This window comes from Kaistella flava (ex Peng et al. 2021) (assembly GCF_015191005.1).
GTDB lineage: Bacteria > Bacteroidota > Bacteroidia > Flavobacteriales > Weeksellaceae > Kaistella > Kaistella flava.
Genome location: NZ_CP040442.1, coordinates 575415 through 600953, shown reverse-complemented (window position 1 = coordinate 600953; position 25539 = coordinate 575415). Strand labels below are relative to the sequence as shown.

Below are 25539 nucleotides of genomic sequence, written 5' to 3'. Positions count from 1 at the left end.
TATAGAATTGAACTATTGAACGAAGTCTTCGGAGATTTCATCGTTTTCCTGCAGGACTTTTTCTGCGGCTTCAAAGTCTCTCTCGCTAACCAACAAATAATAATTTTGCGAGATTGGAAATACTGCAATATTGTTTACATATTCATTTTTGATATAACTGGGAATATCTCGGGAAGCGAGTTTTGTTTTGGCAACTTCAATTTCGTACAAGTAAGAGGATTGAAAAATAGGGACTAATTCTGACATAATTTCTTTTTGAAAAGTTAGTTATTTTTTATGAACCTGAAATCGATTAGATGCAGTTTTAAGCAGCGTTTTTTTTATTTAATTAAAAAAAATTCTGTCTAAACTTCAAAGTTCAAATCAGCTTTTTTTAGTAACAATTATCATGCAATCTTATTATAGTTCTAATTATTTTTCCATTTTAGGCACATCAATTTTATTAAAAGATAGACCTCAAAAAGATTACATAAAGTTTAACTGCCGAAACTTACTCTTTATAAACTGTTAATTTTAAAACTTTTGAAAGAAAAACAGAAAGAAGTTTTAGCCCCGATTGGAGCAATTGTTTGAGCTCTTTTTTCTTTTATGCGGAGGAAAATGCGGAGGAAAAAGAAAAAAAGCGAGTGCGGAAAGCGGGACTGATCGTCGAACTCTGCACTCACTTTGTTGCTTCTGAAAATTGATTTTAAAACTATTAATTAATCAATTTTTCTTCTGTTAATGTACCAATAGACGGGAACTCCGATTAGAATGAGGATGAATCCTGGCCAGGTATATTGCGGTTTGAAGATGATTAAAAGGATGCAAAATGCGGTTCCGATGAGTAAATAAATGATTGGCGTGATTGGATAAAGCCAGGTTTTATAAGGTCTTTCGAGGTTTGGTTGCTTGATTCTCATCCAAATTACACCGAAAACGGTGACCATGTAAAAGAGAACAATGATGAACGAAATCATGTCGAGTAAGTCGCCGTACTGCCCGGAAAGTGCGAGGACACAAGCCCAAGTTCCTTGCATCCAAAGGGATTTACCAGGAACATCGTTTTGATTATTTTCTGCGGCAGACTTAAAAAACAAGCCGTCTTTTGCCATGGTTTGAAAAACTCTAGCACCAGCTAAAACCAACCCATTGATACAGCCAAAAGTGGAAACCATTACTAAAATTGCCATAATGATGGTGCCTGTACTTCCGAAAATAACTTCTGAAGCAGCGACTGCAGGGCGATTGTTATCTGCAAATGCAATTCCGTTGCGATCGAGTGCGTGAAGGTAAACGAAGTTCACAAAAAGGTATAAAACCATTACGACAGAAGTTCCTAGAACCATCGCTTTCACTACGTTTTTCTTTGGATTTTCGATTTCTCCTGACATGAATGTCACGTTTTCCCAAGCTACCGAACTGAACACGGAACCAACCATTGCAGCTGCGATTCCGCCTAAAAGAGTGATTCCGCCGATAGATTTCCAGCCAGTTGGTTCTAAGGTATTTCCGGTATCGGTACCAAAATCCTGAAAAGCATTCCAGCCAAAACTCATGTTTTCAGTCCATTGGGAATTTTTCACTAAAATAACTCCGAAAATGATAATTCCTAAAAGCGCAATAATTTTAGAAGAGGTAAAAACATCTTGTAGAATTTTACCATTTTTTAAACCTCGGGAATTAATATAAGTCAACAATAAGATAATTCCGATTGCGAGAATTTGAATCCAAGTAATTTTGAATCCGCCACTTTGAAAAATCGGTTGCGAATTAAGTGCGGGAACGAGATAAGCGGTAAATTTACCGAAAGCCATTGCTACGGCGGCGATTGTACCAGTTTGGATGACGGTGAATAAACCCCAACCATAAAGGAAGCCGGGCATTTTCCCGAATATTTCAGTTATATACGTGTACTGTCCGCCTGCTTTTGGAAACATTGATGAAAGTTCACCATATGAAATTGCAGCAGCGATCGTCATAATTCCGGTAATGATCCAAACGGCGATGAGCCAATATCCGGAACCTAAATTCCGCATCATGTCTGAACTGACAATAAAAATTCCGCTTCCAATCATAGAGCCCATTACGAGCATGGTGGCATCCCAAAGTTTAAGTTTCTTATTCATAGATCATGGAGATTAAAGAGAAAATAAACTTTCTTCTTTAAAAATTATTTTAGTTATTATTAATGCAGATTGTTAGTTTAAAAACACATCTGTCTTATTTCGAATTTTATTTTGAAAGGGTTAAATATATAAATTTTATGTAAAGAATTTAAGATTTTAATTGCAAGTATCGGGTAAAATGCACAAATAGCTGATTGTGAAATAATTCTGATTGAAAAATATTTTATACTTTTGTAAAAATTAAATGAAATGAAAAAATTTGTTCTTTTATTATCACTGATGCTTTCCACAGTTGCGTTTGCACAAGGAGCAGAAGCAAAAAAAGTAGGACCACCTGAAGGAAAAGCTTTGGTTGGCGAGGTTTATGGAGCTGGAGTTTCTGCAAAAGCAGAGAAGTCTGCCATGACGACTAAAAAACTGGATCAGAAATTAAAGAAATCTGCAAAAGTAGAAAACGTAGCAGTTAAAGGGAAAGTAACGAAGGTTTGCGATAAAAAAGGATGTTGGTTAACATTAGAAACCGATAGTAATGAGAAGTTCTTCATTAAAATGAAAGATTACGGATTCTTTGTGCCGACTGCTTTGGAAGGAAAAACGGTTGTTTTAGAAGGGAACGCAGAAATGAAAGTTACTTCTGTAGATGAGCAAAAACATTATGCTGAAGATGCGAAAAAACCGCAATCAGAAATTGATGTAATTACGAAACCTGAAGAAGAAATTAGATTTATGGCCAGCGGAATTAAAGTAGTTAACTAAATCATCAACGTGAATCAATAAAAAAGCGAAGTCTCTCAACTTCGCTTTTTTTTATTCAATTATAAAATCAACTTCTTCATCCAGTTTCGGAAATTTTCGATCTGAAACAAAGGTTTTTCCGGTACAGTCAATTTCTTTCCAGCCTTTCTTTTTTCCGATATCTCCAACTTCTACAACGATTGGTGTAAATGAAATTTCATCAGCTTTTGGTTTTATTTCTTCTTTATATTGTACAGCGATATCTAGAATACATTTAAAATCGGTATTAAGTTTTACATTTCTGTATATCAAATCATAGTGAGATTCTTTGTTCTCAGGAATCTCTCGATAGTCTTCCCAACCATCGGTCGCGCCATTCAATTTAGAAATTGCCACCAAACTTTCATATAAAGCCACCGTGTAATATTTACGTGTTCCTGTTCTCTTGTAATCATCTGGGAAATGTCCACCTTCAAACAGAATTGTTGGAATACCGAATTTCGTAAAATTATCTCCCGTAGAACTCGGATAGAACTCATCTGAATATCTCGCAATTTGCTTAGGAATCTCGTTCTTCAATTTTTGGTAAATTTTAGAAATTACCGCCATTGCTTTTTTCCTCGTTTCCGTAATTGTTCTGTCGACATCTTCTGCAGGAGCCAAAAAAGATAAGGTTGCTGGATGAATTCCATCTGTACTGAAAATCGTTCTTTGTTCGTGTAGATTCAAGGCATAATCATAAGAACCTTTATGAGCCAGATCTTTTAGAAAAGGAAATTCCTTACTCGACTGTTTTAAAAAATCTCTGTTTAGATCGATATCTAATCCATTTCTTCTGGTCCATCTTTCTGAACCATCGGGATTAAGCATGAAAATAAAATCCAAAGTAATTTTTGAAAATAATTCCTCCTTAAGCTCTGGTTGATGTTTAAAGATCTCCAACAAATCTAACATCGCATGGGTAGCATTAGATTCATTGCCATGCATTTGTGACCACGCCAAGATTTTAATCTTACCATTTCCTAAACACATTTTATAAATAGGTTTCTCTAAATAAGAGGAACCAAGCTCTATAATACTATGGCTGTAATTCGTCTGTAGGAAATTAAATAATTTTTCCGGGGAAATATACCGGTTTGGGAAATCAGGGTTTTGTACGTAATTCAGGTTTGATAACATCTATTTCAATTTTACAATTTCCAAATTTAAATCTTTCTTTCTTAAAAATAAAATTTACTTTTGTAAATTCATTAAACACTTCAAAATGTCAGAATGTCTGTTGATAATTTTGTGGATTGCTTTATTATTAATAAAAATTTATAATTTACATAAAGTCAGTTGGTTACAAAGATTATCTAAATCAAATTAACAATCTTACTTTAAGTGAATAACCGTGTGGAAAACTCCATTTGATGGTAAGTAACATAAACAAGTTATACGCACTACCCGACCTATTTTTTGTATTGTTTACATTTGTAAATAATTGACGAATCTTTAATTTCATTATATTTGTTCTTTATAATTATATGACAAACGAGAGCATTTTCCTTTTGGGTTTCATCGTCTTTATCGTGATGATCCTGGCTTTAGATTTAGGCTTATTAAATAAGAAATCATCTACGGTTTCTATGAAACAAGCCGGCTTAATGAGTTTTTTCGTGGTTGCACTTTCAATGTGTTTCTATTTTGTTTTAACCAACTACGGTCACCTACTCCATGGCATCGACAGTCTTGAAAAACTGCAACAGGTCATTTCTAAGCATCATCATCCTGTAAAAATCATTCCCGGAGATTTAGGAACCAGCATCTATTTATACAACCACAATCTTGGACTTGAATATTTAACAGGTTACGTCGTCGAATACGCGTTGTCTGTGGATAACATATTCGTAATGGTCTTAGTATTCACCGCTTTTGGTGTAGCCCCAAGGAATTATCACCGCGTGCTGTTTTGGGGAATTCTGGGCGCGATTGCCATGAGGTTTGTCTTTATATTTGTAGGTGCGGCGCTTATTCAGAAGTTCGAATGGATCATGTATGTATTTGGTGCGTTCCTGGTGTTTACCGGTATCAAGATGTTCTTCGAGAAAGATAATGACGATAAAATCGATACCCAAAAGCATCCTGTCGTCAAGTTTGCGAATAAGTATTTTAAGGTCCATAATCACTTTGTCGGTAATAAGTTCTTTGTAAAGATCAATGGTATTAATAAGATGACTCCCCTATTCTTAGTTCTTATCATCATAGAGATTACCGATTTAATCTTTGCCGTTGACAGTATTCCAGCGATATTCTCGGTTACTAAAGATCCTTATATTGTTTTCTTTTCTAATATTTTTGCCATCATCGGACTGCGTTCCATGTTCTTTCTTTTAGCGGGAGTTATCGATAAGTTTAGATTCTTAAAAGTTGGTTTAGCAGTCTTATTAACCTTCATCGGTTTGAAGATGTTATTTCATGAATATCTCGATCAATTAGGTTTTTCGACAACCGATTCTTTGTTTATTATCGTAGGAATATTAGGTGGAAGTATCTTCCTTTCGCTAGTTTTACCAGAACATAAAAAGGATAGAAAACTTAAGTATGATCCTAAAAATGATGACCATTTACGTAAGTAATTTAATATTGTAAATAGAATAATTAATTATTAATCAATTACTTATAGTTATTATTTACATTTGTAATTAAGTAAATTTTGAAGCGGTTTACTTTTGTAATTTATAATTGTAAAATTATATTTACATTTGTAATATGGATTTAAAGGAAAGAATTTCTAAAGTTATCACCTATTCTGAATTATCACTATCAGAATTTGCAGACGAAATCGAAGTACAACGTTCGAGTATTTCTCATATCACTTCCGGCAGAAATAAACCGTCACTCGATTTTCTGATGAAGATTAAAAGTCGTTTCCCTGAATTAGAATGGGAATGGCTGATCGAAGGCGAAGGTGAAATGGTGAAAAAGCCTGATGCTCCAGTTGAAATTAAGGTTATTCCTGAAAAACCAAAACCTACTTCCCTGCCCGATTTATTCTCTTTAATTAATGATGAAGCATTCGGAATTACTGAATCCGAGGATCGCATCGAAATTCAAGAACCACGAGAATCGAAAATTCCTGTACAACAAACTGAAAAGGAAAAAATATTCGATTCTCAGCGATTAGAGATTCCAGAAACAAAAACTAAAATAGAATTATCTGAAAATCAAGAAGTTAAGATTAAGAAGATCGTTTTCTTTTATGAAAATGGAAAATTTGAAACTTTCGAGCCATAATTTCTATATTGAGTTTAATTTCTGAAAGAACTTCAAGAATTTAATTTGTAAATTTGATTATACTCTTAAAAATCGATTGATATGAAATTGGCTGAACTTGCAAAAGAACTTAAAATCCCTACCGAAAGTTTTATCAAATTTATTCAAGATTTTGATTTGGAACTTTCAGAATGTATTAGTACCAACTTTGAGGTCAAAGATGATTTTGCAAAATTTGCTCGAGAGAATATCGTTTTTTTGAGGAAATATTCTGAAGATTTAAATCAAAATAAATCAATCGAAGATATCGCAGAAAATATCGATCAACCAAAAGATAAAGTAGCGGAAATCATTAAAAAAGATAAACCCAAATTATTTGATAACGGTAAATATAAATCGTCTGTTTCAAGTTTCGGAATCGATAATAAATTAGGAGGAAATTACAAATTCGTTTATAATTATTTTGGTAAAAACACCCACTTAGCAGAAAGAGATTTTATTGGTTATCGTGATTTATTTTTTTTTGTTTCTCAAACATTAGAACCTTACTTGAGTAATATTTCTGTACAAGATTGGGGAATTCATAGACCTGCTGGAATTGTTCTTTATGGTCCTCCGGGAAGTGGTAAAATATTTTGGGCAAAAAAAATAGCTGAGATTATAGATTACGAATTCAAAGAAATAAAAAAATATTTTTTAGGAATTTCTTTTGTTGATGACCAAAAGATAACCTTTAATGATTTTTTAATTCAGATTATGAAATCAGAAAAAACACTTCTTTTTCTAGAAGATTTTGATGAAATAATGAGCGAACGTAGCGAAGATGAATCTGTAAAAAGTGATGATGAGGAGACGAAAGAAATCATCTTACACTATATTAGTCATTTCGAAAAAGAGAACATATTGATGGTTGGTGCGGCAAATTCATTAGAGAAAATTGATCGGGAACTTCTTGCTCCAGGTCGATTTGATGTTTTGATTCCTGTATTTCCACCCAATATGAAAGAACGTTCAGAAATGCTTTTTCATCATATGACAGAAGATCTCTCGCCGGATGCTTTGCTGATTAAAATTTTAGAAGATAACAAAGCGCATCAACTTCCATTTTGGTTAGAAATATCTAAAAAAATGCAAGCGTTTTCAAATACGATGCTGATTGATTTTACGCAAAGTTTGAAAAAAAGAATTAGAAATCTTTACTTAAAAAATAATTCAACAACGATAAAAATCACTCAAAAAATGTTAGATGCCTCTTTAAGAGACGCTTCTTCAAAATTAACCGGAACTTATCTTGATCAAATTCAACAATTTATTTATGATGTTTCTTTGAATAATTACGAAGATTTTACGGTAAGAATCGAAGCATTAAAAGTTGAAGTAGAACATTACAAAATTGTGGATGAGCCCACAAAACCAATAGGTTTCACTCATAATGATGAAATAAAACAAAAAAAATAACCCATTATCTATCAATAGGTTATTAAAAATATTCTTTGAAAATAAAGTTTTTTAAGCTTCAATATGTTTTAAAACTCCGATTTCATAAACGTTGGCTTGTTTCAAATATTTGGATCTTTCTCTGGAAGTTACCGATTCAAATTCATCATTTTTAAGAACGATAATTGGGTCTTCTGAAATTTCAATTTCTGCATTGGCAAAATACTTTTCTTCCGGACTTTCTTCAATTAATTCTGATTTTCTTTCTTGAAGTTGATCAGCAAAATCCCTGAATTCTGGATCTGATGAATGAATAAATCGATATTCAGGACCAGCTTCTACGAAATAATGAATTTTTCTATCAATTAATTCCGCTTCATTTGTTAATTGCGGATTATCATTTCCACCTTTAAATCCTACTTCTACTAAATTTCCTTTATTGTGAGCAGCGTAGTTAACTGCATCTTTAAAAGTTGCAAATCCAACTATAATCTCCTGATTATCTATTTGATATTTTACTAATTTTTCTGAATTATAAGTTTCCATAGTTATTATTTTTAATTGATTTAATAAATAATATCAATTATTTTGCCATTAAAAGCGATTAACGGAAAGTTTAACGGTATTTTAAGAAATTTCCTATCTTTGAAATCTTATCAATTTTATTATGAAAAAAATCCTATTCACAATTTCTATTTTAACTTCTGTTGCGTATTTCTCTCAGGAAATTACCTTAGATAAAATCTACTCTGGTTATTACAGAGGCAAAGGAATCTCCGGAATTTCGTCCCTAAAAAATGGTGAAAATTACGTAATCATTGAGCCAGGTGGAATTGCAAAATATTCCTATAAAACCACAAAAAGAGACGGAAATATAGTCGAAGGAAGCTTTCAATCTTATATTTTCAATGACGATGAATCAAAAATCCTACTATTAAAAGAAAGTCTGCCCATTTACAGACATTCATTTTTTGGTAAATTCGATGTTAAAGATTTAAAATCTGGAAAGGTGGTAAGTCTCAATAATGGGAACTTTGTACAGGAACCCACTTTTTCTCCGGATGGAAATAAAGTAGCTTTTATCGCTGATAACAATTTATTTTATCAAGATTTAAGTTCAGAAAAAATCACTCAGATTACTACTGATGGGAAGAAGAATTCAATTTTAAACGGACTTGGAGATTGGGTTTATGAGGAAGAATTCGGACATGCAAAATTGTATGAATGGACCAAAAATTCTGACGCTATTATTTTTGTTAAATCTAATGAATCAGAAGTACCAGAAATGTCAATTACGATTTATGGTAAACAACTCTACCCTTCTGAAATGAGATTTAAATATCCAAAAGCGGGAGCAAATAATTCGGTAGTATCTGCTCAACTTTATCGTTTAGATTCTGCAAAAACGATAGCGCTAAATCTTAGCAATTTTAAAAACTACTATATTCCAGATGTTTATAGAACTGCAAAACCTGACGAACTTATTTTAATTACTTCTGAAAGATTGCAAAATGCATCAGATGTTTTAAAAGTAAATACCAAAACTGGAGAGATTACTAAATTATTTACAGAATCTGATAAAAGATGGATCGATACTGATAATGTAACTTTAGAATTCTTGGCTGATAATTCTTTCATCTGGGGAGCTGAACGTGATGGAAACAGACACCTTTATTGGTATAATCAAGACGGAAAACTGAAAAAACAAATTACCAAAGGAAACTGGGAAGTAACTAATTACTACGGTTTTAATCCGAAAACAAAAGAAGTTTTCATTCAGACAACTCAGGAAGGAAGCATTAACAGAGTCGTTTCTAAAGTAAATATCGAAACAGGAAAAACAACTTTGCTTTCGAATACAAGTGGAACAAATAGTGCCAGCTTTAGCCAAAACTATAAATATTTCATCGAAACTTCTTCGTCTGCAGCAAAACCTTATACGTATGTTTTAAAAGATGCGAATGGAAAAACCTTGAAGGAATTGCAAAATAATGAGGAGCAATTGAAAAAACTTCAGGCAGATAATATGGTGAACAAAGAGTTTTTCACTGTTCCAAATGAAAATGGCGACCAAATGAATGCATGGATTATGAAGCCGAAAGACTTTGATCCTAATAAAAAATATCCATTATTTATGTTCCAATATTCTGGTCCAGGATCTCAAAGTGTGGCCAATTCTTGGGATACAGGAAACGCATTATGGTTCAATCATTTGGTTCAAAAGGGATATATCGTAGCTTGTGTTGATGGTCGTGGAACCGGTTACAAAGGAACTGAGTTTAAAAAAACAACTTATTTAAACTTAGGAAAATACGAAATCGATGACCAAATTGCAGCTGCAAAATGGTTTGGACAGCAATCCTATATCAATAAAGACAGAATCGGAATTTTCGGATGGAGTTTTGGTGGTTATATGGCGAGTTTAGCCTTAACAAAAGGAGCTGATGTTTTCAAAACCGGAATCGCTGTTGCTCCGGTAACTAACTGGAGATATTACGATTCAATTTATACAGAAAGATTCATGAGAACACCACAAGAAAACCCTGGTGGATATGATGATAACTCGCCAACAACTTACGCGAATTTGTTAAAAGGAAAGTATCTTTTAATCCATGGAACTGCGGATGATAACGTTCATTTTCAGAATGCTATGGAATTCTCTGAGGCTTTAATTCAAAATAATAAGCAGTTTGAATTCATGGCTTATCCAGATAAAAATCACGGAATTTACGGTGGACAAACTCGCCCACAACTCTATCAGAAAATGACTAATTTTCTTTTAGAAAATCTTTAAAAAAGTTTGTTTAAAACAGGCAAAAAAAGCTCTCCTATGAGGGCTTTTTACATTTAAACTTAATAATATATATTTGCTAAAATTAAAATTTGAAAATGGAACAAAAAACAACCAGAAAACACCCTAAAGGTTTACCCTATCTGTTTTTTACGGAAATGTGGGAGCGATTCGGCTATTATCTAATCCTCGGAATCTTCGTTCTTTACATGATCGATAGTGAAAAAGGAGGTCTCGCTTTTAATGATAAAAGTGCCGACGATATCTTCGGAACCTTTATCGCTTTAACCTATCTTACTCCGTTTCTGGGAGGTTTCCTGGCCGACAAACTGTTAGGCTATGTCAAAGCAATTTATATCGGTGGTACCTTAATGGGATTGGGTTATTTAGGAGTTGGTTTATTCAAAGAACTTCCTCTTTTCTATGCTTCACTAGGTTTGGTAATTTTAGGAAATGGATTCTTTAAACCTAGTATTTCTACTCTTTTAGGAAACCTTTATAACGAAGAACCTTACAAGGATAATAAAGATGCCGGTTATAATATTTTCTATATGGGAATTAATATTGGTGCATTTATTTGTAATATTATTGCAGCATTCATGCGCAACAAATATGGTTGGGGACCAGCCTTCATGACTGCAGGAGTCGGAATGTTTATCGGTCTTATCGTCTTCACACTTGGAAGAAAACATATTTTACAAGCCAACGTTTTAAAACCTTCTCAAGAAGGAGATACCAAAATTTCTGATATTTTATTAAAGGTGTTCTTACCTGCAATTATCGCGGGAGTTATCGGTTGGATGATTCCAGGAAATATTTTCGGTACTGATTCTACGGATGCTTTTATCTTCGCCTGTATTCCGGTAATCTACTTCTATATAATGCTTTACGTGAAAGCTAACGCGGAAGACAAAAGACCAATTGGTGCTTTGCTTGCGATCTTCGCCGTAAGTTTAATGTTCTGGGCGGTATTTAAACAGAACGGAACTGCCTTGACTCGCTGGGCGAATAATTATACTGATCGTGCTATTCCAGCTCCATTAGTAGAGCCTTTACGTGCCATTAATTTAATTGACGGAAAAGACGGAGTTCAAGGGAAAACCTATGAAATGAAGGAGGTTTCTGTCTATGATGATCAATACCGTACAAAAAAAGATGAAGCAGGAAAACCCGTTAAAGAAATGGGACAGGATATTTATTTTAGAAATATTTCTGAAACCGAGCGAGCTAAACTTGAAGCAAATCCAACTCAGGAAGTGGCGCTTTACAATACCGAATTATTCCAGTCGATCAATCCGGCCTGGGTAATTATTTTAACTCCGATTGTTGTTGGATTCTTTATGTTTCTTCGACGAAAGGGCAAAGAACCTACTACGCCTACTAAAATTGTTCTGGGATTATTCATTTCCGCCTTATCATGTTTGGTAATGGTAGGAGCAGTTTATGCAGGAAACAATGGAATGATCAAGGTTTCCGCAATTTGGTTAATTCTCTCCTATGGAGTAATTACGTTGGGAGAATTATGTCTTTCACCAATGGGATTGTCGTTAGTTTCAAAGCTTTCGCCACCAAGAATTACAGCATTAATGATGGGAGGATTCTTCCTTTCAACTTCGATTGGAAACAAACTTTCCGGAGTTTTAGCCAGTTTCTGGTACGAGTACGATAATAAAGCCTATTTCTTTATCGTAAACTTCGGTTTATTATTAATCGCTACCTTATTAGGACTATCGATTTTAAAGAGACTTAACAAGATTATGAAAGAAAGAGGTGTTAACTAAATCACATTAACGCATACATAAATAAAACCGCAGAACATTTCTGCGGTTTTTTCGTTTAAATGTTGCGAAAAACATTTGTAAAAACTGAAAAAAAACTATATTTGCTAACCTTAACAAATAATTAACGATTAACATATGGACGAGCTAGAAGCATTAAACTCGAGTAACGAACTTATAAACGAACCAAAAACGAAGCATCCGAAAGGTTTGTGGGTACTTTTTGGCACAGAAATGTGGGAGCGTTTCAACTTCTATGGAATGCGCGCTTTGTTGACGCTTTTTATGGTGAACTCGCTGTTAATGAAAGAAGGAGATGTTACCATTATATACGGTGGATTTTTGGCCCTTTGTTATCTTACCCCAATGCTTGGTGGTTTTATTGCAGACCGATTTTTGGGAAATAGATATTGTATTATTGTTGGAGGAACATTGATGGCAGTTGGACAATTTCTGATGTTTATGAGTGCTTCAACATTCGACTCCAATTTAAGTTCGGCACAAATGCTGATGTGGGTCGCTTTGGGAGTGATTATTTTCGGAAATGGTTTCTTTAAACCAAATATTTCTTCGATGGTAGGAAGTCTATATCCAAAACAGGAAAAATCAAAATTGGATTCCGCTTTTACCATTTTTTACATGGGAATTAACTTAGGAGCATTTTTGGGTCAGTTTATTTGTCCTTTTTTAGGAGATGTAAAAGATGCAGGTGGAATAAGAGATATTCACGCATTCAAATGGGGCTTTTTAGCAGCTTCTATAGCAATGGTAATCGGAACACTTACTTTTGTATTACTTAAAAATAAATACGTTGTAACACCAGAAGGAAGACCAATTGGTGGACTACCAAGCCAAAATACCGCAGAAGATTTTGAAGAAGGTGAATCTCAAACAGCTAATTTCACTGGAAAATCAATCGGTATTGCGGTAGCAATTTTCGTATTAACATTCTTTGGATTTCAATATTTATTTGTAGATAAAATCGGATTTGGTTCTGTCGGAATGGGAGAATTTGTGAAAGCAGTTATTTATCCATTCATCTATTCTATGGGACTTGCGTTGGCTTATTTAATTATGTCTGCAACCGAAAATAAAGTAGAGAGAGACAGAATTTGGGTAATTTATATCGTATCATTTTTCATCATTTTCTTCTGGGCTGCTTTCGAACAGGCAGGTTCATCTTTAACATTTATTGCAGATAACCAAACTGACCGAGATATTTTAGGTTGGAACATGCCTCCATCAATGGTTCAGATTTTTAATGGTTTATTCATTGTGGTTTTAGCAGTTCCATTCAGTATGCTTTGGGACAAATTAAGAGCAAATAAAAAAGAACCAGTTTCCCCTTTAAAACAAGCAATTGGACTTGGTTTAATCGCCTTAAGTTATTTAATTATCGCTTACAATGTAAAAGATTTAGGAAATACAGGACTGCTTGCAGTGAAATGGTTGATTTTACTTTATTTAATCCAGACCATGGGAGAACTTTGTTTATCTCCAATCGGATTATCTTTGGTTGGTAAATTAGCACCAAAAAGATTTGCCTCCCTTTTATTTGGTGTATTCTTTATTGCCAATGCTGCAGGATACGCTCTTTCAGGAATTTTAGGTTCAATATTACCTGCGACTGGAGACAAATTCCTAAAGGCTAAAGAATTAGGCATCAATCTTCAAGATGTATTAGATAAAAAAATTACATTAACTGCAGATCAACTATCTCTTCTTGATAAAGAGCAAATTTCAATTGTTTACAATAGTTTCGCTGGATTTGAAATTCATAATTTATTTGAATTCTTCATGGTATTTGTAATTCTTTGTGGAATTGCAGGAGCAATTTTAGCACTTATATCTCCGATTTTGAAAAAAATGATGCACGGCGTAAATTAATAATATTTCAAATATTTAAGATAAAACCACCGATTATTCGGTGGTTTTTCCGTTTAAAGTTGCGAAATGTATTTCATAAACATAAAAAAACTATATTTGTCCACTAATCGAAAAATTAACAATTAAAAATGGACACTACACAGCCTCAACAAGGTCATCCAAAAGGATTATACACCTTGTTCTTTACTGAAATGTGGGAGCGTTTTTCCTATTATGGAATGCGTGCCCTATTAACAATTTTCTTAACCGCAGAATTAGCAACGGGAGGTTTCGGCCTAAACCGTGCTGAATCATTATCAGTTTACGGTGTTTTCACCGCTTTAGTTTACCTGACTCCAATTTTGGGTGGTTGGTTTGCTGATAAACTTTTAGGTCAAAGAAAATCAATCCTAATTGGTGGTTTGGTAATGGCGATTGGTCAATTCATTTTAGCAGCGAGTGCTTCTGTAGATTTATTAGGTGATGTGGAAACTAGAAAACACTTTTTCTATTTAGGATTAGGAGTGTTGATTCTAGGAAATGGATTCTTTAAACCAAACATTTCAACCATCGTTGGAGATTTATATGATAACGATGATCCAAGAAAAGATGGTGCATTTACCATTTTCTACATGGGTATTAATATTGGTGCTTTCCTTTCTCCTTTTGTTGCTGGTACTTTAGGCGAAAAAGTAGGTTGGCCTTACGGTTACTTCGCTGCAGGTTTAGGAATGCTTTTAGGCGTTCTTTGGTTTTATGCACGTAGAAATACTTTAGGAGATAAAGGGCTTCCACCAGGATATAAAGAAAAAGGAATTACTGATTTAATAGGTAAAGACTGGAGAGACATTATTCTTTATACTATTGGAAATGTGGCTTTCGTATTTTTGGTAATGTTCATTTGGAACAATACCTCAGATATTATTCACACCATTATGGTTTGGGTATTAGGTATTGCAGGTGTTGGATTTATCGGGATGTCTATTTTTAAAGGAACAAATGGATCAACAGAATGGACCAGAGTCTTTGTAATCCTTATTCTAGCCTTCTTCAACATTGTTTTCTGGGCTGGTTTCGAACAGGCAGGAGGAACATTTAATCTTTTCGCACAAGAAAATACAGACAGAGTTGTTGGTGGTTTTGAAATCCCGACTACTTGGTTCCAAAACATTAACCCTATTGTAATTGTGACCTTGGCTCCTCTATTTTCTATCTTATGGGTAAAATTGGCGGCCAAAAGACTGAATCCAAGAACTCCAATTAAATTTGCGATGGCGATGTTCGTTGGAGCATTTGCGTTCTTCATTATGACTCAGGCACAAAACAGTGCAGATGCTGGGAATATTGTTAGCCCAATGTGGTTGGTAGTTGTTTACGCGCTTTTAACGGTAGGAGAATTAATGTTATCACCAATCGGACTTTCGATGGTAACCAAACTTTCACCAGGTAATATTACTTCAATTATGATGGGTGTTTGGATGGCGAGTTTCGCTTTAGGAAACTATCTTGCAGCAACTTTGGAGCAAATTTTAACCACTTACGATTTTGCTTTATATCCTTTTATCACGTATTTGATGTTGGCTTCGGGAGCATGTTTATTATTGCTTTCACCACTTTTAAATAAATTTATGAAAGGTATTCACTAATCTTTATTTAAAATATAAATCACAAAAACCATCGATTATTCGGTGGTTTTTTCTATTTTCGTAAGATGGAAATCTCCGAAGATTCTTTGTTTCTATCCGTAAAGCAGATTATTAGCCAGTCGCGCGAAAAGGTATTTCGAATCGCGAATTCTACTTTATTGCTAACTTATTGGCAAATCGGGCAGCTTATTGTTGAAGACGAACAGAAAGACCAAGAAAGAGCCACCTACGGAAAATACACTTTAAAAAATCTCTCACAGAAATTGTCTTTAGAATTCGGAAAAGGTTTTGATTATACCAACCTTTCCAATATGCGTAAGTTTTACCAATCATTTCCAATTGTTGACGCAGTGCGTCAACAATTAACTTGGACCCATTACAGAATGTTATTAAAAATTGATTCAGTTAAAAAAATCAATTATTATATTGATGAATCTATTCAAAACAATTGGAGTTCAAGAGATTTAAAACGCCAAATAAATTCTTTGGCATACGAAAGAGTTTTAGAGCATAAAAAATCACCAATAGAAAACATTCACAGTTTATTAAAAGATCCTTATATTTTTGAGTTTTTAGGCCTTAAACCTGATGAAAAAATTTCAGAAAAAGAAATTGAAACAGGAATTATCGATCATATTCAAAAATTTCTGCTGGAATTTGGGAAAGGATTTGCCTTTGTAGCAAGACAGCAACATATTTCTAGTCATAGCTCAGATTTTTATATAGACCTTGTTTTTTACAACTATATATTAAAATGTTTTGTCATTATCGATTTAAAAACGGGCGAACTTTCTCATCAAGATATCGGGCAAATTGATATGTATGTAAGAATGTATGACGATTTTAAACGTAATGAAGGTGATAATCCGACAATCGGAATTTTATTGTGTTCGGAAAAAGATGAAACAATTGTTAAATATTCCGTACTCAACGACAAAAATAATCTTTTCGCCAGCAAATATCTATTATACGTTCCAGAAGAAGAATTAAAACAACTTATTGAGCAATATCGAATTCGTTTTGAATTGGAGCAACGTGATAAAAAATAAAACCAAAATTAATTACTAATAAAAATATGAATCTTACTCTCGAACAAATTCAGGATTTCAAAGGAAAATATCCTAAACAAATTTGGTCACTCTTTTTCTCAGAAATGTGGGAACGTTTCTGTTTCTACGGAATGCGAGGAATGCTTGTATTCTTCATGATTTCTCAATTAAATTTAGGCGAAAAAGAAGCCAATTTACAATACGGAGCAACACAGGCTTTTGTTTACGCCTTCACTTTTGTAGGCGGTTTGTTTGCTGATAAAATTTTAGGATTTCGAAAATCTTTATTTTGGGGAGGTTTTTTAATGATTATCGGCAGTTTGATTTTAGCAAGTAACGGATTTACTTTACTTTCAGGTATTTCACGATTCAATTTCTTTCTAGGAATTTCATTTACCGTTGTAGGAACCGGGTTCTTTAAACCAAACATTTCTACGATGGTTGGAAAACTTTACAAAAAAGGCGACAATCGTACCGATGCTGGTTTTTCACTCTTTTATGCAGGTATTAATTTAGGAGCTTTACTCGGTGGTTACCTTTGTATCGCCATCGGAAAAGGTGAATTACTTTCTCATTTAATCCCAGAAGGACTTCATTGGAACGTTGCTTTCGGTTTAGCAGCAGTTGTAATGGTTATCAGTTTAGTTAATTTTATTTTCACTCAAAGAAGATTAGGCCCGATTGGACTTCAACCATTGAAAATGTTAAAAAATGGACAAGAAGTAGCCATGGAAAGATGGAAAGAATATGGTGTTTACGCCCTATCTTTACTCTTCATTCCGATGATTATGGTAATGGTTGCAAAAACACAATACACCGATTATTTCATGTACGCTGTTGGACCACTAACATTGCTTTATTTATTCTTTGAAATGTCTAAAGTGAATAAATCAGAAAGAAATAAACTTTTAGCTGCTTTAGTTTTCATCCTTTTTTCCATCGTATTTTGGGGAATTTATGAACAAAGTGGAGGTTCGCTAAGTATCTTTGCTGCTCATAATTTAAATAATGATTTACTAGGTTTAGATCCAAATGGAGTAAATAATTCCGGAGGTGCTTTTTTCATTTTATTAGTTGCAGTACCAATTGGTTTACTTTGGATCTGGTTAAGTAAAAAGAAATTAGAACCGAACACGATTATTAAATTCGGTTTAGGTTTTCTATTCCTTGGTTTAGGTTTTTACGCAATTTATGCCACGAAATTTTTCGCAAATGCAGCGGGTATTACTTCTTTAAGTTTATTTACCATCGCACTCTTTATTATTACAATTGGGGAAATGTGTCTCTCACCAATCGGTCTTTCGATTATGACGAAACTTTCTACCCAAAAATTACAGGGAATGATGATGGGAATGTGGTTCTTGGCTTCTGCTTACGGGCAGTATGTTGCGGGACTTATTGGCGCCAATATGGCAACTGCCAGAGCAGGTGCTTCCAATATAGAAAAATTACAAGCTTATACTTCAGGTTACAAAGATTTAGGTTTATATGCCGTAATCGCTGGGGTTATTTTAATACTAATTTCGCCTTTAGTTAAAAAATTGATGCAGGAAGTGCGATAATTTCTAATTTGGTACGACTTTAGACGTCAAAATAAGATGAAAAAAATCACGCTTTTATTCTCTCTTTTAATAACATTTCTGGCTTCCTCACAAGTCAAATGGATGACGTTGGAAGAAGCGATTAATGCTCAAAAAATAGTTCCAAAAAAAATACTGATTAATTTCTATACCGATTGGTGTGCTCCGTGTAAGGTAATGGACAAAAACACCTATAACCAACCAGTGATTGCTGCTTATTTAAATGAGAACTATTATCCCGTAAAATTTAATGCAGAACGAAAAGAAAAAGTCACCGTTTTTGGCAGAACATTTGTCAATTCAGATTTAGAAGCTGGCAAGAAAAAAAACGCGATGCATGATTTCACTAAATACATGAATGTCAATGCAATACCATCCGCTGTTTTCTTAGATGAAGCTGGAAATCCAATCACCATTTTACAAGGTGCCTTGAGTGCAAAAGAATTAGAGCCTTATATTCCGTTCATCGCAAACAACGAATTCAAGAAGATTAATACCCGTGCACAATGGGAAAATTATCAAAAGAAATTTAAATCAAGCATTAAAGATTAATCTCTGAAATTTAAATACTAAAATCAAAGACTTTCAAATAATTTTTGGAAGTCTTTTTTATTTTAACGAAATTCGCTCCTGAACTAAAAATAAGCAATAATTCAAAATTGACTTTAGAAACTTCCATCGAATTTTTAAAGGGAATCGGTCCCGAACGAGCCAAATTCATTAAAAATGTTTTAGGATTTACGACCTTAGAAGATTTTCTAACCTTCTACCCTTTGCGCTATATCGATAAAAGTATCGTTCATAAAATTGGGAATTTAAAAGCAGACCTTGAGGCTGAAATTCAATTGAAAGGAAGAATAACCGACATTCAGGAAGTTGCGTATGGCAAAGGTCAAAAAAGGTTAACCGCCAAATTTCGTGATGATTCCGGAACGCTGGATTTAGTTTGGTTTCGATATTCCAAATGGATGAAAGAACAAATCCCATTAAATCTTGAAATTTTCGTCTTTGGTAAAATCAATGAATTCAACGGACTATTTTCAATGCCGCACCCAGAAATTGAAGTTGATGAAAAGAAAGCGCTGTCAGGAACACTTTTACCCATTTATCCAGGTAGTGAAAAACTCTCGAAACGTGGTTTGAACAACAAATTCTTTCAAACCGTAATTGCTGATATTGTTAAAAACTTGCCCAATTTAGTTTCTGAAAACCTTCCCGATTCTTTACTGAAAAGTTTGAATTTAATCGGAAGAATTCCGGCTTTATACAATATTCATTTTCCTAAAGATTTGGTTCATTTTCAACATGCCGAAAACAGAGTTAAATTTGAAGAAGCTTTTTTCTTTCAGTTAGGTTATGGTTTAAAAAAGCAACATCATAAAGCCACGGTTATCGGGAATCCTTTTCCAAAAATTGGTGAAAATTTCAACGAGTTTTACAACAACTATATTCCGTTTGAACTGACTAATGCTCAGAAAAGAGTTTTAAAGGAAATCCGAACCGATATGAAAAGACCGATTCAGATGAACCGACTTCTTCAAGGGGATGTAGGTTCCGGAAAAACAATGGTTGCCTTACTTTCAATGTTAATTGCTCTGGATAATAATTTTCAAAGCTGCCTGATGGCACCAACCGAAATCTTGGCACAACAACATTTTCATTCTATTCAGGAGCTTTTAGAGAAAACAGATATTAAAGTCCGCTTATTAACCGGTTCTACCAAAACTTCGGACAGAAAAATCATTCATCAGGAACTTCTGAGCGGTGAACTTTCCATTCTAATTGGAACGCATGCAGTTCTAGAAGATGTCGTACAATTCAAAAATTTAGGACTGGCCATTATTGACGAACAACATCGATTTGGAGTCGCACAACGTGCGAGATTATGGGCGAAAAACAAAATTGCTCCACATATTCTGGTAATGACTGCAACGCCTATTCCACGGACTTTAGCGATGAGTTTCTACAGTGATTTAGATGTTTCTGTTATTGATGAATTGCCGGTCGGAAGAAAAACAATTATTACCGCTCACCGACGTGAAAAAGATCGTTTGTCGATTTTCCGATTTGCCAAAGATGAGATTGAAAAAGGCCGACAGATTTATTTCGTTTATCCTTTAATTGAAGAATCAGAAACTTTAGATTATAAAAATTTACTGGAAAATTTCGACCACATCCTGGAGTTTTACGAAGGCTTTAATGTAACGATGCTTCACGGCAGAATGAAACCTGCGGAGAAAGAAGCTGCCATGCAATATTTCGCCTCAGGAAAAGCCCATATTATGGTTGCTACAACGGTTATTGAAGTTGGTGTAAATGTTCCCAACGCTTCAGTTATGATTATTGAAAGTGCGGAACGATTTGGCTTGTCACAACTTCATCAACTTCGCGGGAGAGTTGGCCGTGGCGCTGAGCAGAGTTATTGTATTCTGGTCACTTCCGACAAACTTTCAAGTGACAGCCGAACCAGAATGAAAACCATGGTCGAAACGAACGATGGTTTTAAAATTTCTGAAGTCGATATGAAACTACGCGGTCCCGGTGATATTCTGGGAACGCAACAAAGTGGTGTTGTCGATTTTAAAAAACTCGATTTAATTGCAGACGGAAAAATCATCAAAGTGGCAAAGTCAACGGTTGAAAAATTACTCGAAAATGATCCGCATTTAGAGCATTCCGAAAATTTTGAATTAAGAACGTACTACGCTAAGCAATATAAAGGGAAAAATAAATGGGGACGGATTTCTTAAAGATTATTTTTCATATTTCATCGGTGGTGGCGGAACTTCTGTAACCTGCTCTTTTTTCACTGACGAAATTCCGTTGAGAAGTTCTTGCATCTGTGGAAAATTTTTGTCAAAGTTCTTTTGAGTAGAGAAAGCAACCACGCCACAATACCCCGAATCATTAATATAATAATTAGCGATATATTCAAAATCTACTCCTTTCGCATTGGCAATGTATCTTAAGTAAAGTACCTTCAAACCGTTTACAGTACGATATTCTGATTCTTTCAATCGAAAAAAATCTGCACTTTTTTGAATATTTAGAATTACAATATCTTTCAAGTTTTTCAAGGTTGGAATTTCAATTTTTTCAGTAATCAGAAAACCGACTAATTGAGTATCATTAACAGTATTATGAAACATATATTCCATGTAAGGACTGCTTGTTTGCGAAATAACTTTCCATTTTTTAGGATTGAAATAAATTCCCATATCCATTTTTTTACTTCTCATTAAAAAGGAAGCATCTTTACTCTTTTCAAACAGAGAATCATTGGTAGTAATAGTTTCTAAAGTTTTCGCATCACTTTCATTGACAAATTTCCAGGTTCCGTTGTCGAATAAAACAACTTCTTTTCCATCATCCGTCAATCCTTTTGTTTGCGAAAAAGCACAAAGATTAAGCAAGACAGTCCCAAGAATAAATATTTTTTTCATTGTACTAAAATACAAATTATTTCAATCCTTATTATTTGAATTATTAAAAAGTAAGACAAAAATTACTGCGAAAAATGATAACTTAATCCATTCTGACGCTAAAACTTTAATTATTTTGAATACTTTTGTTTTCTATGAAAAAACATATTGTAATTCTCTTTTCATTTCTAGGTCTTTTCTTCTTTGGTCAATCTAAAATAACCGTTTTAAAAACTGGAGAAAGAACGCCAATTTCAAATGCATCTATTTTTTGCAAAGGCAAACTCTTGGGTAAAACCAATATTGATGGGACTTTAACCTTTAAAACAAAATGTGAAAAAGTAGAAGTAAAAGCAACTGGATTTTATGAAGACGAAGCCGTAGTTGATAAAGTGATGGAATTGGGTCTTTCTAAAACAGATCCTAAAACGCAATCGATCGAAGGAGTGACCATTTCTGATAAAAGCGATCCGCGCGCTTTGGCTATTTTGCAGAAAGTAAATAACAATTTTAAAAATAATTCTCCCCACAGTTTAGATTCTTATTCTTTTAAATCTTACGAAAAAATCTCGTTTGACTTCGATGAAGACAGTATTAAACAGTACAATCAATATTTAACTCATCGTCTGGACTCATTGAAATTAGTTCCGACAAAAACGCAATCTGCCGAGCAAAAGAAAGATTCGCTGGAAAAGTTGAATGTGATGAAATTGATGACGCAGAGCAAATTATTTCTTTGGGAAAGAGCCTCAGAATATTTGTACTCCAAAAAATACGGTGAAAAAGTGAACATTTTAGATAATCGTGTTGCAGGTTTGAAACAACCAGTTTATGAAATGCTGGCTTTACGCTCTAACAGAAATAAAATCCCGAAAGAAATCCAAGAGGAAAACAGAACACTTTATCGCTACTTTTTAACAGATAGTATTGAGATAGACGGTAGAAAAAATTATGTCATTCGCTTTCGACAGGCAGATTATAAAAACCCAATTCAGAAGAGGAAATTCAATGGTTATATTTATGTCGATGCAGCAACTTATGGTCTGAAAAAAATCGAGAGTAACAGTAAGAAAAAAAGCGAAGGTTCTATCACAAGTATTTGGCAACCAATTGACAACAAGTGGTTTTTGCTTAAAGAAAACTTTAAAATAAAAATGGGATCCACCGTTTTCGATGAAAAGCAAAAGGACAAAAAAAGCAAGGATAATTCTGAAGAAAAACTGAAGAAAAAATTTGGAAACTACGTTTTCGTTATGGCAGATTATTTCGATTTTAAAACTTCAATCAATGAGAATAAAAAGGACTTCACTGGCTATTCGATGTCAGTGAAAAATTCTGATGGTGATGTTCTTGAGAAATATAGAACAGATTCGCTCACCGAACGTGAGAGAATGACTTACACCAAGATTGACAGTGTTGGAAAAAAATATAATCTGGATCAAAAACTGAATGTTTTAACTGGTTTCACTAAAGGAAAAATTAGAGTCGGAAATGTAGATTTCGATGTGCTTCAAATGCTAAAGTATAATCAGTACGAAGGATTTCGATTGGGAATAGCTGCAAAAATGAATGAGAAATTCAATAAATACATTTCTCCCGATGCGTATATCGCTTACGGATTCAAGGATGGTGAGTGGAAATACGGTGCTGGAATTGATCTTAAAACGACTTTAGATAAGACTTCCTATTTCCGTGCTGAATACTATAATGATGTTGATGCGGCGGGAAGATTTCCTGAAAATCTCTGGAACTTTAAAATGAAGATTAACAATTCTGGAGTTGATCTACACAACGACCGATTTTATCATTTAAAAGGTTTTAAACTTTCTTATGAAAACGATTTATCAAATGCTTTAACTGTAAGAGTTTCTGCAAAAAGAGATCAGGAAGAAGCGAAATTTGATTATAATTATAACAATCTGGGAAATAGCTTTGAAAACTTTGCAACGCAATTGACGTTGAAATATTCGCCGAATTCAAAAAGTATGATGACGCCGTCCGGAAAACTGACTTACGAACAGAACTATCCTGAATTTTATTTCAACTATGAACAGGGAATAAAAACGTTAGGCGGAGACTTCGACTATAGTAGATTTGACTTTTTAGTTCAACACAGTTTCAAAACAAAAATCGGGGTTACAGGTATTCGTGTTTATACTGGTTTAGTTACTGGTAACGCTCCGATCTGGCATCAGTACGCAATTAATGGTTTAGGAAGTGGAAATAGCACTTTGAATTTCAACCTTACTTCTTACCTCGGTTTTGCGACCATGGAAGGTGGGAAATATTATAATGACAAGTTTGTTGGTTATTATTTAACACACCGAGTTCCGTTTTATTTCAGCACATTTGGGAAGAAAATCTCCAGTTTCGATATGGTTTATCGGGGAATTACCGGCGATATGAAAAACACCGCAATTCATCAATTTGAGTTCGAGAAACTCAATCACTTTTATCAGGAAATAGGTTTAGAAGCCAATAACTTTTTAGGAAGTCCTTTCAATTTAGGATTCTTTTACCGTGTTGGTTATTACGCAACTCCAACTTTTAAAGAAAATTTCGCCATACAATTAAAACTCAATTTTTTAGGATTTTAGAAATGAAAAATATACAAATTAAAGCAAGTTCTTTTTTTGAATTATTAAAGATGAAAGACACTTCAATGTGGGAAATTTTCGCCCAAATGATTGACGGTGAAGAAAAGGAAATCATCTTCTTAGACGATGAAGAAAAGATTCTCTTCAATTATTTCTTGCCTGATAATATAGAAAAACTGGATGAAGACCGGAAACAATTTGCAGAAGAATACGCTGGGAAATTGTCTGGATTGAATTAGACTTTGTGTTTTTTACCGCAAAAGAAGCAAAAGTTTAACGACAAATAAGTAGAACAAAAGCGTGCAAAAGATTCCAAAAATGGTAATTTTACTTTTTACATCCTTTTGAAATTCTTTATTTTCACAGATATCTTTTGCCTCTTTTACGGTTTAAAAAATAAAGATTGATTTACTTTCCTAAAAATATATCAATCGTTTTCTTAGTTGCCAAAACATCGTGAACGCGCAGGATTTTCGCTCCTTTTTCCAGAACTTTTAAATGGAGTTTCTGTGTTTCTTCTTGAATATCCAAAGGTGATTTCCTCAAAGGTTTATAGATAAAAGATTTGCGGGAAATACCTATTAACAGCGGATATTCACCAAAACTAATTGCGTCGAGTTCATCAATCATTTGATGGTTCTGCTCCACTGTTTTACCGAAACCAAAACCGGGATCGAGAATAATATCTTTAATTCCCAGACTTCTTAATTTTTGAATCTTTTCAGAAAAATAATAATTAATATTCAAGATAATATCGTCGTGAATTAACTTTTCATGCATCGATTCATAAGTGGAATTAATGTGCATTAAAACATAAGGGAGTCCAGTATTCGCAACGATTTCGAACATTTTATCATCAAACATTCCGCCTGAAATATCATTCACCAAATCTATTCCTTCATTAAAACCAAATTGCACCGTTTCAGAATAAAAAGTATCTAAAGAAATTAAAATCTCCGGAAATTCTTTTTTAATATTTGAAATTAGATTTCCAATTCTTAAAATTTCTTCCGCTGCAGAAAGCAGTTGCGCATTTGGTCTGGTCGACTGTGCGCCGATATCAATGATTGCGGCTCCTTCCTGAATCATTTTTCTAATTTGATGAAGCGCATCACTTTCATTATTAAACTGTCCTCCGTCAGAAAAAGAATCCGGAGTTATATTGAGGATTCCCATGATTTGAGGTTTCGACAAATCGATTAATTGACCACGACAATTCATAGAAGAAAAATTGTAAGATTGAAGGTTAGAAAGCATTTGACAAAAATACTGTTT

20 protein-coding genes are annotated in these 25539 nt (G+C 33.9%); 14 read left to right on the top strand and 6 right to left on the bottom strand.

The window, feature by feature from the left end; genetic code table 11:
- Positions 1 to 12 precede the first annotated feature (12 nt).
- On the bottom strand, positions 13 to 246 hold the full coding sequence (locus tag Q73A0000_RS02725) for a putative signal transducing protein (RefSeq protein ID WP_193812562.1): 234 nt from the start codon (positions 244 to 246) through the stop codon (positions 13 to 15).
- A gap of 455 nt (positions 247 to 701) precedes the next feature.
- Positions 702 to 2108, bottom strand: coding sequence for an APC family permease (locus tag Q73A0000_RS02720; protein ID WP_193812561.1), 1407 nt, complete (start codon positions 2106 to 2108; stop codon positions 702 to 704).
- A gap of 249 nt (positions 2109 to 2357) precedes the next feature.
- Here Q73A0000_RS02720 and Q73A0000_RS02715 point away from each other — a divergent pair, with 249 nt between their 5' ends.
- Positions 2358 to 2864 carry a DUF4920 domain-containing protein gene (locus Q73A0000_RS02715; RefSeq protein ID WP_193812560.1) on the top strand — a complete coding sequence of 169 codons (507 nt, stop codon included), beginning with the start codon at positions 2358 to 2360 and terminating at the stop codon, positions 2862 to 2864.
- A gap of 51 nt (positions 2865 to 2915) precedes the next feature.
- On the opposite strand, the gene Q73A0000_RS02710 is transcribed toward Q73A0000_RS02715, so the two are convergent.
- Positions 2916 to 4022 (bottom strand): M14 family zinc carboxypeptidase, encoded by a 1107-nt coding sequence (locus tag Q73A0000_RS02710; protein ID WP_193812559.1) that lies wholly within the window; start codon positions 4020 to 4022, stop codon positions 2916 to 2918.
- Positions 4023 to 4369: 347 nt separating this feature from the next.
- On the opposite strand from Q73A0000_RS02710, the gene Q73A0000_RS02705 reads away from it, so the two are divergent.
- The 3 genes from Q73A0000_RS02705 (at position 4370) to Q73A0000_RS02695 (ending at position 7556) form a co-directional block, all read left to right on the top strand.
- Entirely contained in the window at positions 4370 to 5461 is a 1092-nt protein-coding gene (locus Q73A0000_RS02705; protein WP_193812558.1) for a TerC/Alx family metal homeostasis membrane protein, read from the top strand.
- Positions 5462 to 5594: 133 nt separating this feature from the next.
- Positions 5595 to 6119: a helix-turn-helix domain-containing protein gene (locus tag Q73A0000_RS02700; RefSeq protein WP_193812557.1), complete on the top strand. Its 525-nt coding sequence runs from the start codon at positions 5595 to 5597 to the stop codon at positions 6117 to 6119.
- A gap of 81 nt (positions 6120 to 6200) precedes the next feature.
- On the top strand, positions 6201 to 7556 hold the full coding sequence (locus Q73A0000_RS02695) for an AAA family ATPase (protein WP_193812556.1): 1356 nt from the start codon (positions 6201 to 6203) through the stop codon (positions 7554 to 7556).
- A 51-nt stretch (positions 7557 to 7607) separates the two neighbouring features.
- Here the strand turns inward: Q73A0000_RS02695 and Q73A0000_RS02690 are convergent, their stop codons facing one another.
- Positions 7608 to 8081, bottom strand: coding sequence for a hypothetical protein (locus Q73A0000_RS02690; protein WP_193812555.1), 474 nt, complete (start codon positions 8079 to 8081; stop codon positions 7608 to 7610).
- A 121-nt stretch (positions 8082 to 8202) separates the two neighbouring features.
- Here Q73A0000_RS02690 and Q73A0000_RS02685 point away from each other — a divergent pair, with 121 nt between their 5' ends.
- The 8 genes from Q73A0000_RS02685 (at position 8203) to recG (ending at position 20995) form a co-directional block, all read left to right on the top strand.
- Positions 8203 to 10329, top strand: a complete 2127-nt coding sequence (locus Q73A0000_RS02685; protein ID WP_193812554.1) for a S9 family peptidase — start codon at positions 8203 to 8205, stop codon at positions 10327 to 10329.
- Positions 10330 to 10424: 95 nt separating this feature from the next.
- Positions 10425 to 12107, top strand: coding sequence for a peptide MFS transporter (locus Q73A0000_RS02680; protein WP_193812553.1), 1683 nt, complete (start codon positions 10425 to 10427; stop codon positions 12105 to 12107).
- Between the two features lie 135 nt (positions 12108 to 12242).
- Positions 12243 to 13991, top strand: a complete 1749-nt coding sequence (locus Q73A0000_RS02675) for a peptide MFS transporter (protein WP_193812552.1) — start codon at positions 12243 to 12245, stop codon at positions 13989 to 13991.
- A gap of 128 nt (positions 13992 to 14119) precedes the next feature.
- A complete protein-coding gene (locus tag Q73A0000_RS02670; protein ID WP_193812551.1) occupies positions 14120 to 15616 on the top strand; it encodes a peptide MFS transporter in 1497 nt (498 codons plus the stop codon).
- 65 nt (positions 15617 to 15681) lie between these two features.
- A complete protein-coding gene (locus Q73A0000_RS02665) occupies positions 15682 to 16665 on the top strand; it encodes a YhcG family protein (protein ID WP_193812550.1) in 984 nt (327 codons plus the stop codon).
- Between the two features lie 26 nt (positions 16666 to 16691).
- Positions 16692 to 18227: a peptide MFS transporter gene (locus Q73A0000_RS02660; RefSeq protein ID WP_193812549.1), complete on the top strand. Its 1536-nt coding sequence runs from the start codon at positions 16692 to 16694 to the stop codon at positions 18225 to 18227.
- 36 nt (positions 18228 to 18263) lie between these two features.
- Positions 18264 to 18797, top strand: a complete 534-nt coding sequence (locus Q73A0000_RS02655; protein ID WP_193812548.1) for a thioredoxin family protein — start codon at positions 18264 to 18266, stop codon at positions 18795 to 18797.
- A gap of 107 nt (positions 18798 to 18904) precedes the next feature.
- The gene (gene recG, locus Q73A0000_RS02650; protein ID WP_193812547.1) at positions 18905 to 20995 is read left to right on the top strand and encodes an ATP-dependent DNA helicase RecG; all 2091 of its coding nucleotides are present in this window, start codon (positions 18905 to 18907) and stop codon (positions 20993 to 20995) included.
- Between the two features lie 3 nt (positions 20996 to 20998).
- Here the strand turns inward: recG and Q73A0000_RS02645 are convergent, their stop codons facing one another.
- Positions 20999 to 21688 carry a hypothetical protein gene (locus Q73A0000_RS02645; RefSeq protein WP_193812546.1) on the bottom strand — a complete coding sequence of 230 codons (690 nt, stop codon included), beginning with the start codon at positions 21686 to 21688 and terminating at the stop codon, positions 20999 to 21001.
- 134 nt (positions 21689 to 21822) lie between these two features.
- Here Q73A0000_RS02645 and Q73A0000_RS02640 point away from each other — a divergent pair, with 134 nt between their 5' ends.
- Together Q73A0000_RS02640 and Q73A0000_RS02635 are read left to right on the top strand one after the other, a co-directional pair.
- Complete coding sequence (locus Q73A0000_RS02640; RefSeq protein ID WP_193812545.1) at positions 21823 to 24264, top strand: DUF5686 family protein; 2442 nt, start codon at positions 21823 to 21825, stop codon at positions 24262 to 24264.
- Between the two features lie 2 nt (positions 24265 to 24266).
- The gene (locus tag Q73A0000_RS02635) at positions 24267 to 24503 is read left to right on the top strand and encodes a hypothetical protein (protein ID WP_193812544.1); all 237 of its coding nucleotides are present in this window, start codon (positions 24267 to 24269) and stop codon (positions 24501 to 24503) included.
- A gap of 169 nt (positions 24504 to 24672) precedes the next feature.
- Here Q73A0000_RS02635 and folP read toward each other — a convergent pair whose 3' ends face one another.
- Positions 24673 to 25485 carry a dihydropteroate synthase gene (folP, locus tag Q73A0000_RS02630; RefSeq protein ID WP_244140788.1) on the bottom strand — a complete coding sequence of 271 codons (813 nt, stop codon included), beginning with the start codon at positions 25483 to 25485 and terminating at the stop codon, positions 24673 to 24675.
- Positions 25486 to 25539: the final 54 nt, after the last annotated feature.